The following is a 12,452-nucleotide window of genomic DNA, read 5'->3' as shown; positions in this document are numbered from 1 at the left end:
CTATTTATTTCTTTTTGGGGGAAAAGAAATAACGTGGATGGTAGGATTCGAACCTACACCTCAAAGGATAGAGAATGAACTGTCTGTTAAATCTCAATGAGTCAAAACACCTCGTTCACCCACAACATAATTAAGTTGTATTAATTAACTATAAACATAGTTTAACGTGATCCTCTTAAATTTAGCTTAAAAAAGTCTGTAGAATTTATGAAATGTGAGAAAAATTTTTCGTTAAAAAAGTAAGTAGGTCAAGATAAGGAATCCATTAAACAAACTGATTAAAGTTTGTTATAATGGAGAGAAGACCTTTTTGGAGGAATACGATGAAATTTTTACATACAGCTGATTGGCATATAGGACGTAAATTAAATGGATTCAGTCTACTAGAAGAACAACGAGATGCATTTGAAAAAATGCTACAGGTTGCGACAGAACAAGATGTTGATGCGATTGTTGTCGCAGGAGATTTATACGATCGCTCGATGCCGTCTGTTGAGGCAGTTGAGTTGTTAAATACGATGATGATTGAGATGAATCTGGTGCATAAATTTCCTGTCTTAGCCATTTCAGGCAATCATGACAGTGCGACAAGATTATCAACAGGATCTCCTTGGCTAGAAAAAGAACAATTTTATTTATACACACAGTTGGAACAATTTTTCTCTCCTATTGTGGTAGGTGATACACAGTTCTTTTTACTGCCTTACATTGAGCCAGTTCATGCAAGATTGTATTTTAATGATAATACGCTAGTAACTATTCCACTTGTTATGGAACGTCTTATGACAGAAGCAAAATCATTCTTTTTACCAGATAAATACCATGTGCTAGTTAGCCACTTTTTTGTGACTGGCGCGTGTAAAAGTGAATCTGAGACACCACTTGAAGTAGGAGGGCTTTCTAGTGTGCCAGCTGATATGTTTAATCTGTTTGACTATGTGGCATTAGGGCATTTGCATGATAAAAATGCATTGAATAATCAAGCATCGATTAAATACAGTGGGTCATTATTGAAATACTCATTATCTGAGAGAAATCAGGATAAAGGTGTCCGTGTAGTGACACTAAAAGATGATGGCGTAGAAAGTCAGTTTATTCCAATAGCCTCTTTACGAGATGTTGTCCTTTTACGCGGCGAATTTTCAGAATTAACAGATTATGAGTTCTATCAAGACGTAAATCGTGAAAATTATATTGCAGTTGAGTTAACTGATAAAACAAGTGTGCCAAATGCTTTATCAGAACTTAGACAAATTTATCCACGAATGATTAGTTTAGAACGTATCAGCGAACAAAAAGATATCACGGATGAGCGCTATGACGATATCGAGATAAAAAAAGTCTCCCCAAAAGAAGTCATCGCAAACTACTTTGAAGACGTGACCGATGAAGCTCTAACCACAAAGCAACATGAATGGTTAGAAGAAGCATTGATTGATGTAGAGAAAGAAAAATAGGAGGGAAATCATGAAGCCTTTAACATTAACGTTAGAATATTTTGGACCATATGAAGATGAGACGATTGATTTTTCTTCTTTTTACGCACAATCATTGTTTTTAATTTCAGGTAAAACAGGTTCTGGGAAGACAACACTTTTTGATGCGATGAGTTATGCATTATATGGAAACACATCAGGTGATTCTCGTGAAGCAAAAGAAATGCGGTCAAATTTTTCGACGATTGATGATGTGACACGCGTAACATTTGTGTTTGAACATGACAAAAAAACGTATCATATCGTTCGTGAGCCGGAGCAATTACGTAGAAGGTTACGTGGTGAGGGAGAAAAATTAGAAAAAGCCAAATCAGTTTTGACAATTTTTGATGAAGATGGGAAAGAAGAAGCACAGTATACCAAACAAATGGATGTTAACATTCATATCCAAGAGTTATTACAACTTAGTGCAAAACAATTTTCGCAAATCGTGATGTTGCCACAAGGTGATTTTCAACGGTTTCTACAATCTGATAGTGACAATAAAGAAGCTGTCTTACGCCAGTTATTTGATACTTCTAAGTATCAAGAAATCGCTAGAAAGCTTAAAGATAAGAAAAAAGAGCATTCTAATGAGTTAAAGAAAGAACAACAAAAATTACAAACGCTCTTTGAACAAGTCGAATGGGATGAAGAGTTCCTAGAAACTGTGTCAGGTGATAGGACAATCGAAGAAAAATTAGCGTTATATGATGAACAAAAACAAAAAAAAGAGCAACACATTGCTGATTTAAATGATAACGTGACGTTAGTTAAGAAAGAACGGGATGACCAACTTGCTGGATTAGAAGTAGCTCGAGCGTTAGAAAAATTATTTGTCGAAAAAGATGAAACCGAAAAAATGCTAGAGAAACGATTGCTTGAAACAGAGAAAATCAATGACTTGAAACAACGTATGACACGTTTTTCTCAATTAGAACCATTAGAAAAAGTACTGATTGATATCAGCACTTCTCAGACAAAGCTAGATGAACAAGTGCAACAACAAACGATAACCAAAACAGAACTTCACGAGGTAGAAAAACATCACTTGGAATTAGTTGATAAGAAAAAAGCACTAGATAATCAAGAAACAACGATAAAAGAGCTTGAAACTTATTTGGTGAAATTAGAAGAACGTCTGCCATTATTTGAAGAAGAAGCACAGTTAGCTAAAAAACTAGCAGAGTTAGTCACAGAAGAAGAAAAACAAGCAGTTGAATTAAAAGAGCTTGAAACACATGTTGAAAACGCAAAACAAAACCAAGATGAGTTGCAACAAGCAGTAGATACTATTCCTTCTTTATACAAGGAACTGACTAACTTAAAAGAAAAACAAGTGAAAGAAACAGCATTATTAGACGATGTGACATCTTTTCAAACTTATCTTGGTGAAGAAGAGTCTTTAAAAAAAGAGTATGAAAAACATGAAGAGACACTGTTGTTACGACAAAAAGAATTAGGGGACTTAAAGCTTAAATTAGCAGAGAAAAAAGATTCGTGGGCACGAGGTCAAATTGCTAGATTGAGTTTAGATTTGATAGACGGTGAACCTTGTCCAGTTTGTGGCGCGATTGACCATCCAGAACCTGCTCATGTAACACAACTATCCAAAGAAGAATTTGATGTCTTAGAACAGGAAATAGAATGTCTTACAACAAAAGAAGAGCAGTTAGTTCAAGATATCAGTCATCTACAAGCACAAAAAGATGCGACACAAGATAAGGTAACTAGTTTAGTATCCAAACAAACCAGTTTATCAGAGAAAATATCAACTAATATGGTAGAGATAGATAAGACACATTGGTTAGAAACAGTGACTAAACAAGTTAAAATAACCACTCAACAAGTGAGTGATTATACAAAACAGCTAACAGAACTTGAAGCCAAACAAACAGAGTTGGAACAATTTAAAGCTGAGTTAGGTCAGCTTGATAAAAAACGAAGTGAAAGTCAGACTACTATCCAACAAATCAAAGAAGAAAAACGATTGTGTCAACATAGTAATGATGAGTTGAAAAAACGTATAGGAACAGATGTTACTTCTTTTGAAGAAGCAAAAAAAGAACAACAAACAATCAAGCAACAAATTGATACTTGGTATGAAGAAAGCAAACAATGTGACAAATCATTATCTGAGATGATGACTGATAAAACGAAATTACAAACAAGGCTAGAGGAATTAGAACATAATAAACAAGTCCTACAAAACGAATTAACCGAACTTGAAAAAAGTAAAACAGCCTTTTTATTTGATTATCAGTGGGATGAAGAGATGCTTCAAACTATCTTAGCCGATAAAGAAAATAAAGTAAGGTATGAAGAAACCATTGCTCAATTTGAAAAAGAAATTTACTCATTAAAAGAAACGTTATCGAGCTTGAAAGATAAAACGAAAGAAGCAGACAAACCAGATTTAACAAAATTAGAGAAACTATACCAAGTAGCAAACCAAAAGTATGAACAAGTGGTAGATGATAAACGTCAACAAGAAATTAAATTGGAGAATAACAATAAAACAATTCAAACGATTCAGACATTGATGACAGATATCAAAGAAGATATGCGAGTATTACATGAGCTGAGTGTGTTATCAGATGTGTTAAATGGAGATAGTGACAATAAATTAAGCATTGAGCGATATGTGTTGCAAAGCTATCTGCGTAAAATTTTGGCCGTTGCAAACCACACATTGAAAAAACTCACACGAGGTCGATATACCTTTGCATTAAGAGATGCTAAACAATCCTCGAAGAAAAAAACAGGTTTAGAAATTGATATTTTTGATGACAATGTAGGGCAACTAAGAGGAGTCAATACTCTGTCAGGTGGCGAGAGTTTTATTGCGTCTCTTACATTAGCATTGGCACTAGCTGAAGTGATTCAAAGTGAAGCAGGCGGTGTGAAAATTGATGCGATGTTTGTTGACGAAGGGTTTGGCTCGCTAGATGAGGAGGCACTTGAAACAGCGATTCGTGCGCTTGAAACAATGGGTGAGAGTAATCGATTGATTGGCATTATTTCTCATGTTAATGAATTAAAAGAAAGAATCCCGCAACAATTAAAAATATCCGTGTCTAAAGACAATCGAAGTCATGCGACACCACAGCTAGAATTCACGTAAGGAGTGGTAAAATGAAGTGGTCCATACCGGAAAAAGTAATAGAAGAAGGACGAGAGTGTGCCAAAGAAGGCAGGGTTGTCTCTTGGTCTAAAAATCTAGAAAGACGTGTATGGTACGCTGAAGTCATCGGAAGTGACATGCTTTATGTTGAACTAGACGGAACAGCTAAAGAAGATGATGTATGCCAGTGTATGTATTGGGAACAACATGGTTATTGCAAGCACACAGTAGCAGTAGAACTTGCAATGCGTGAACAAGGGGTATCACGATTTATTCCTCGTACGGAATTAAAAGAAACAGATGCACCAAAAGTTATTTCTCCAGCTGTTGTTTTTACAAAAGGATTTGAACGACTGCAAGAAGCAGAACTTAGAAAACTGATTAGACAAACAGATGATTTGTTTTTAACATATGGAATAGACATTGTCCCAACGTCTGAGTATCATGATGAACAATCCGTTTTGGGACTCCATTTAAGAATCGGAAGACGAGATACACCAAATAAAACGTATGTTGTAAAAAATATGGATGAATTTTTAGAAGCATATAAACAAGATAGGGAAATTCGGATTAGCACGATTAATTGGAAAGTCGGAGCAACTGCATTTAATTCAGAAGATAATGCATTGATTCGTAGTATGTTGGCTATGAAAGAACAACAAACATTAGTCGTTAATAGTCGCTCACAAGCTAAATCTGTGATTGATAGACGCTATATGATATTAAGTAAGCAAGAAGCACGTGAGTTATTTGATCACTTTAAACATGACAAGTCATTTGTTATAAAAGGTTTTGATACTCAGATTAAACGTGCGGTGATTCATCAAGGGAAGATTCCGCTGACAGTAACTTTATCACCAGTGGGTTTAACGGATTACGAATTGACAATTATTGATCCGTTTATTGTGTTTTTAGAAGAATACCAATGGTTAGTTGGAACAGATGGCTTTTACGAATTAACAGAAGAGCAAGCATCTAGTTATCAAGTATTAACCCAAATGCTGAAACGACTTGATAAGCCAACAATTTACTATACCAAAGATCAGGTGAGTTCACTCTTTTCGTATGTTTTACCTCAACTAGCATTGTTGTGTGACTTTGAATTGCCCGAATCATTAGATGATGAGGTATTACGATATCCATTAGATATTAAGTTGTACTTCCACAAAGAAGAGGCATCATTAGTAGTTCGTGTTGATTTTTGTTACGGGGATTATGTCTTTTCAAATGAACCGAAATATAGCACGTCCATCGGTGAAGAAGGTGTCGTGTTACGTGATAAAGTACAAGAGGAACGGCTACTGACACTATTACGTCATTATGGGTACGGAACTTATGCACAAAAATATAGCAAAAATTTTCCAAATGATTTGGAACGTTTTTACTTCTTCACAAGAGAAATTCCAACGTTTGAAAAATACACGACTGTGCATCTTTCAGATGATATTAAAGCTTTGTATTTAACAGCAGATGAGCATCAACCAAAAGCTCGTATTATTGAAAATGGGTCATGGTTTGATATCCAATTTGATATTTCATCTGTTGATGAAACAGAAGTCAATGACGTATTAAGTAGTTTAATGCAAAATAAAGAGTATCATCAGCTACGCAATGGTCAGGTGTTGATGCTTGATGATGAGGCATATAAAGAAACCAATCAAATGCTACGCTTATTGCGTGAAGATATTCGTTTAGATGGTAATCGTTTAGAAGTCCCAACTTATCGTAGTTTAGTATTGAGTGAAGCTATGACACAGTTATCAGATGTCGAGACGAGTGATTATTTTGAAACGATGGTTGACGAGTTGACCCATCCTGAAAAGGTTGAAGTTTCTTTACCGAATAAATTAAATGCCACGTTACGTGACTATCAGTTAACAGGCTTTAAGTGGTTTAAAACACTTAGCAAATATCACTTTGGCGGAATTTTGGCTGATGATATGGGGTTAGGTAAAACCATTCAGACTATTGCGTATTTACTGTCAGAAAAAGAAGATGGCGAGTTGACAAAACCAAGTGTCATCGTAGCTCCAGCTAGTTTGTTGTATAATTGGCAACTTGAGTTAGAAAAATTTGCACCAAGTTTAAAATCTAAATTGATTATCGGTGGAAAAGAAGAAAGAAACGAACAAATTGCGTCACTTGATGATGTTGATGTGGCGATTATTTCTTATTCAACGTTACGTCAAGATAGTACAGAATTTAGAAAAATTGATTGTCACAGTGTGATTTTAGATGAAGCACAAATGGTGAAAAATTCGACAACAAAAACGTTCCAATCAATATCTGGATTAAAATCAGATCGCGTATTTGCTTTAAGTGGGACGCCAATTGAAAATAGATTAGAAGAATTATGGTCATTATTTAAATTATTGATGCCGGGATTTTTCCCACCAAAACGTCGGTTTAAGCAGCTTGAAACAACTGAAGTCGCCACAATGATTAAGCCTTTTGTATTACGTCGAGTGAAAAAAGAAGTCTTGCAAGATTTACCAGATAAAGTGGAAACAGATCGATATTCTCAATTAACTGGGGAACAAAAAACCGTGTACGTGGCTTATTTAAAACAAATTCAAGAATCTATGTCACAGCTTAATGAAAAAGATTTTAACAAACAGCGTATGTCAATTTTAGCTGGTATTACTCGGCTGCGTCAGATTTGTTGCCATCCAGGATTATTCATTGACGGGTACACAGGTGGTTCTGGAAAAATGGATCAAGCACTTGATTTAATTGAACAAGCCAAAAGTAATGGTCGACGCGTATTATTATTTTCTCAATTTACTGGAATGCTAAGCATTTTAGAAGATGAGTTAGCAAAAAGAGACGTCGGTACATTTTACTTGCGTGGTAGCACACCGGTTAAAGAGCGTCAAGAATTGGTTGAGAGATTTAATCGTGGCGAAAAAGATGTTTTCTTGATTTCACTTAAAGCTGGTGGAACAGGATTAAACCTTACAGGAGCAGATACGGTCATTTTATATGATTTGTGGTGGAATCCAGCAGTTGAGGAACAAGCAACAGGTCGAGCTCATCGTATAGGTCAAACAAAAAAAGTAGAAGTATGGCGATTATTAGCTGAAGGCACCATTGAAGAGCGAATGAATCAACTTCAATTAGAAAAAAAAGCCCTGTTCCAAAAAGTCCTTCATTCAGAAGATGCACCAGAATTGTCATCAATGACGATGGATGATATTAAACATATTTTAGCCATTGGTGATGAGGATTAACATGAAAGGTCACTCTTTCATGTTTTTCTTTTTGTATGATATAGTTTATTTTACAGTATTTATTTAGGAGGAGTTAGATGGTAAAACGATTCTTTTCGTATTATCGACCGTATAAAGCATTATTCATTGTCGATTTTACATGTGCAATTATCGCAGCATTACTTGAATTATCATTTCCGGTTATTGTCAATCAAGTGATTGATAAAATTATGCCGTTAAAAAATATTCGCTTGATTTTATTAGTCAGTGTGGCATTGTTTGGATTTTACGTCATCAATACCACATTACAGTATGTCGTGGTTTATTTTGGACATAAGTTAGGGGTTAATATCGAAACGGATATGCGTAATGAGTTATTTACACACTTGCAAAAACAACCTTACGACTATTATGACAACCAAAAAACAGGAAAGCTGATGACACGTTTAACGAGTGATTTATTTGAAATTTCAGAACTGGCTCATCATGGACCAGAAGATGTGTTTATCACGATTATGACACTTGTTGGGTCATTTCTATTAATGTTTCAAATTCATCCTCAACTAGCTTTTGCGACAGCTGTGATGGTGCCTTTTATTACGATTGCATTAGTCTTTTTCAATAAAAAAATGACAAAAGTCAATACAACGATTTATGAAAATCTTGGCGAATTTAACGCAGGAATTGAAGCCAGTGTGAGTGGGATTCGTGTGACGCAAGCTTTTGCCAATGAAGAACATGAGGTCACTCGGTTTGCCGGACTAAACGAATTATATCGTCAATCAAAACTAGCTTTTTATAAAACGATGGCAGTGAGTTCATCATATAACTATTTGATGATTCGGTTGATTAATTTATTTGCTTTATTATTTGGGTCTTATTACACGATACGTGGGGACATAACCAATGGGAATTTCGTTGGGTTTATCTTGTTATCAAATGTGTTTGCTAGACCAATTGAGAAAATCAATACTATGATTGAGAGTTATCCAAAAGGGTTTGCCGGATTCAAGCGATTTGTTGAAGAGATTGACAAAGAGCCCTCTATCCAAGATAGTGACACGGCAGTTGACTTAAAACCAGTGACAGGAAACATTGAATACAGAGATGTTTCATTTAGCTACAGTGATGGCACGCAAGTATTTGATAACTTATCTTTAGATATAAAATTAGGGGAAACAGTGGCTTTTGTTGGGCCAAGTGGGGCAGGGAAAACAACCTTATGCCATTTATTACCACGCTTTTATGATATTGATAGTGGTGATATTTTGATTGATGGTCAAAACATTCAAGACGTTACATTAAAATCATTGCGTGAACAAATTGGATTAGTCCAACAAGATGTCTTTTTATTTCCAGGAACGATTAAGGAAAATATTTTATATGGAAAATTAGATGCAACAGAAGAAGATGTGTTAGAGGCCGTGAAACTCGCTCACTTAGAACAAGTTATAGACGGCTTGCCTGATGGGTTAGACACAGTCATCGGCGAACGTGGTGTGAGATTATCAGGCGGACAGAAACAACGTGTGGCGATTGCTCGTATGTTTTTAAAGAATCCACCAATTTTAATTTTAGATGAAGCCACATCAGCTCTTGATACAGAAACAGAACAAGTGATTCAAGAGTCACTAGGTGCACTGGCTAAAGGACGCACGACTCTCATCATCGCACACCGTTTAGCGACAATTAAGGATGCAACTCGTATTGTTGTCGTTGATACAACAGGTATCGTTGAAAGTGGCTCACATGAAGAGTTAATGCAAAAACAAGGAGCATATAAAAAATTATATGACGCACAATTTAGAAACTAAAAGCTAGGAGCAACTACTCTTGGCTTTTTTCTTTTTTGTAGGAAACATGTGATAAAATAAAAGTAATCAAACTAAACAACTGGCCAGTGAGGCGATAATCATGGTTTATTTTCTTCAAATATCAACGCTATTAAATATATCGTTTTTAATTCCCATAGTTTTATCAGATTTAACCATAAAAATCGTTCGCTTGTTTCGCTATTTTGGATGGAGTATGGATATAGGACTGATAATTTCAGAACTATTTTTGTACCTTCTTATCTATGTGGTAAGTGTGCTAGTAAGAGATAAAGTTATACCGTTTATTCAATCTAGAAAAAAAGAAAAAGTAACAGTCGGTTGTTTATTAATTGCTTTATGCAGAGTCAGAGTCATATGAATATACAGATATTATGTTGGGACAGAGGTACCAGTTCTCGTGAGTATCATCATTATTATGGCTTTTGCTGTATTGATTTATACGTCTATGCAATCTATATCAAATAGCCAAGAACTTAGGCTAGAAGTCGTAAAGCAAACATTAGAAATGAAGTATATGAACGAATACGCCAAAGAAACAACAAGACAGTACAATGAAATCAGAAAATTTAAACATGACTATGTTAATATTCTATCTTCATTGGATTACTTTATTCAGTTAAAAGATATGGACAAACTATCTCACTGCTATCAAGAGGTTATTAGACCAACACAGGAACTACTAGACACAAACTCTTTTAACTTTAAAGAACTCTCAAATATAAAGTCTGATGAATTAAAAAGTATTCTGGCAATCAAAATGTTGTTAGCAAAAGACCAAGGTGTATTAGTTCAAATGGAAGTGCCAGATGTCATATCAGATAATTTGCCAGTGGATTTTGTGGTACTCATAAGGATGATAGGCATACTATTTGATAATAGTATAGAGGAAGTCGTTCATATACCAGATGGAAAAATAGAAGTTGGTTTGTTTTCATTAGATGATAATTATTTATTTGTCATAAAAAATCCGATTAGGGATAACACCCTATCTCTGCATCAATTAGAAGTCGAAGGATTTTCAACTAAAGATGACAATAGAGGACTTGGTTTATCAAATTTAAGAGAATTGAGTAAACGAGAAAAACACCTCATGTTAGAAACATCTATGACAGACAAACACTTTATCCAAAAAATAATCATCAACTCAGGAGGTAAAAAGATGGTCCCCATATTTATTTGCGAAGACGACGCGATACAACGACACCGTTTAGAAGATATCATCAAAAAATATGTAATGATTGAAGACTATGACATGGAAATTGTTCTATCAACAGATAGTCCTAATGATTTATTACAGTATGTAGATGAGCATAGAGATGTGCGAGGACTTTATTTCTTAGATATTGATTTAGGTCAAGAGATGAATGGCGTCGGCTAGAAAAGTAAAACTATTGAAATGATAGGAGATGGTTATCATTAAACGATGTGAATGGGCAAACAGCAATGATTTAGAAGAACAATACCATGATAATGAGTGGGGCACACCAAGTTATGATGATGCTACATTATTTGAATCACTCATTTTAGAAAGTATGCAAGCAGGATTAAGTTGGTCAACGATATTAAAGAAAAGAGACACGTTAAGAAAAGCCTATGATGGGTTTGACGTGGATAAAATTAGTCAGTATACGACAGATAAAGTGGAGTTATTGATGAATGATGAGGGTGTGATTCGTCATCGCTTAAAAATCCAAGCAACAATTAGTAACGCACAATCTTTTAAACTTATACAAAATGAATATGGAAGCTTTAGTGATTACATTTGGTCATTTGTTGATTTTAAGCCAATTATAAACAGTTGGGAAACAATTAAGTCAGTTCCTTCATCTACCGAACTCTCCGATAAAATTAGTAAAGACTTAAAATCAAGAGGATTCAAATTTTTAGGTACGACAACCGTTTATGCTTTCATGCAGTCAGTCGGGCTTGTTGATGATCATGTGGTTGATTGTTTTAGACGAACGGGTATCACTAATTAACGTTTGAGCAATGATAAGTGTCATTTAGGGTATTTTTATAAATAAAGGACATTTTTATGATAATCTGTACTCATGATAGAACAACATAAATAGGAGCTGAGACAGATGAAAAAAATGATTGATTTACCTGATGTTATTTTTATTTCCCTCTTATTTGGTAGATTATTTTTATTGACAGTAGGAAATGTTGAATTGGTCGTTGTGTTAGTGTTTATATTAATGGGTGTATCTATTTTGTATTACGTTGATCAAAAAAGACGGCTGAATAAATAAAATAATGGAGGGATTGGCTTGAGTGATAGAGAGCAACAAAAGAAGTTTTCACAAAATGCTAATATCAAAAGTAGTGAGTTCAATCGTTTGAACACAAACCAAACAGGACATGCTAATTTTATTAGCAAAGGCCAGACTTTGCTCGTTCCTGATCTAGATAAAAAAACGGATACTGCCAGCTCACCTTATATCTTGATTTATGGTGTATCAGCAGTTACATTATTTTTTGCTCAATGGTTTATTGGAAAAAACTTCTTAGCCAAAGAAATCTATTCATCCACAAAATTTTTAATCATAGTATTAATGGTTAGCGTGTTGTTACCGGAAATAGTCATAAAGATAGTGGTATTTTTAAGAAAAGAACATAAAAAAACCTTGAATGAATTAACCATTCAAGGAAGGAGTTGTTTTTATTTACTTTGGAGGAGTAAATAAAATGAAAAAGTTTGTTAGGGTTGTTTTGTTGGTACATTTATATAATATCTATAATTTGTGAATTTTTTGTTAACAAATAGTGTAATAATTATAAATAGTTGTTAAAGTTACTATTATTACAA

Annotated in this window: 8 protein-coding genes; all 8 read left to right on the top strand. The window is 34.7% G+C overall.

The genetic code is table 11. From position 1 onward, the window contains the following. The first annotated feature begins 323 nt into the window (after positions 1–323). The 8 genes from DW196_RS05520 to DW196_RS05485 all read left to right on the top strand — a co-directional run bounded on the left by DW196_RS05520 (position 324) and on the right by DW196_RS05485 (position 12,330). Positions 324–1,457, top strand: a complete 1,134-nt coding sequence (locus DW196_RS05520) for an exonuclease SbcCD subunit D (protein ID WP_118250547.1) — start codon at positions 324–326, stop codon at positions 1,455–1,457. 10 nt (positions 1,458–1,467) lie between these two features. After that, positions 1,468–4,599 carry an AAA family ATPase gene (locus DW196_RS05515; RefSeq protein ID WP_118250546.1) on the top strand — a complete coding sequence of 1,044 codons (3,132 nt, stop codon included), beginning with the start codon at positions 1,468–1,470 and terminating at the stop codon, positions 4,597–4,599. An 11-nt stretch (positions 4,600–4,610) separates the two neighbouring features. Continuing rightward, on the top strand, positions 4,611–7,829 hold the full coding sequence (locus DW196_RS05510; protein ID WP_118250545.1) for a DEAD/DEAH box helicase: 3,219 nt from the start codon (positions 4,611–4,613) through the stop codon (positions 7,827–7,829). A 77-nt stretch (positions 7,830–7,906) separates the two neighbouring features. Then, positions 7,907–9,622 (top strand): ABC transporter ATP-binding protein, encoded by a 1,716-nt coding sequence (locus DW196_RS05505; protein ID WP_118250544.1) that lies wholly within the window; start codon positions 7,907–7,909, stop codon positions 9,620–9,622. 418 nt (positions 9,623–10,040) lie between these two features. Next, positions 10,041–11,021 carry a GHKL domain-containing protein gene (locus DW196_RS05495; protein ID WP_118250542.1) on the top strand — a complete coding sequence of 327 codons (981 nt, stop codon included), beginning with the start codon at positions 10,041–10,043 and terminating at the stop codon, positions 11,019–11,021. 28 nt (positions 11,022–11,049) lie between these two features. Then, complete coding sequence (locus tag DW196_RS05490; RefSeq protein ID WP_118250541.1) at positions 11,050–11,622, top strand: DNA-3-methyladenine glycosylase I; 573 nt, start codon at positions 11,050–11,052, stop codon at positions 11,620–11,622. 105 nt (positions 11,623–11,727) lie between these two features. After that, positions 11,728–11,895, top strand: coding sequence for a hypothetical protein (locus DW196_RS11365; RefSeq protein ID WP_158563533.1), 168 nt, complete (start codon positions 11,728–11,730; stop codon positions 11,893–11,895). 18 nt (positions 11,896–11,913) lie between these two features. Further along, positions 11,914–12,330 carry a hypothetical protein gene (locus DW196_RS05485; protein ID WP_118250540.1) on the top strand — a complete coding sequence of 139 codons (417 nt, stop codon included), beginning with the start codon at positions 11,914–11,916 and terminating at the stop codon, positions 12,328–12,330. The last annotated feature ends 122 nt before the right edge of the window (positions 12,331–12,452 follow it).

The sequence above is a fragment of the Vagococcus sp. AM17-17 genome, assembly GCF_003471765.1.
Taxonomy (GTDB): domain Bacteria; phylum Bacillota; class Bacilli; order Lactobacillales; family Vagococcaceae; genus Vagococcus; species Vagococcus teuberi.
Note: the sequence above shows the minus strand (reverse complement) of the source record. Positions and strands in the feature narration are given on the sequence as shown.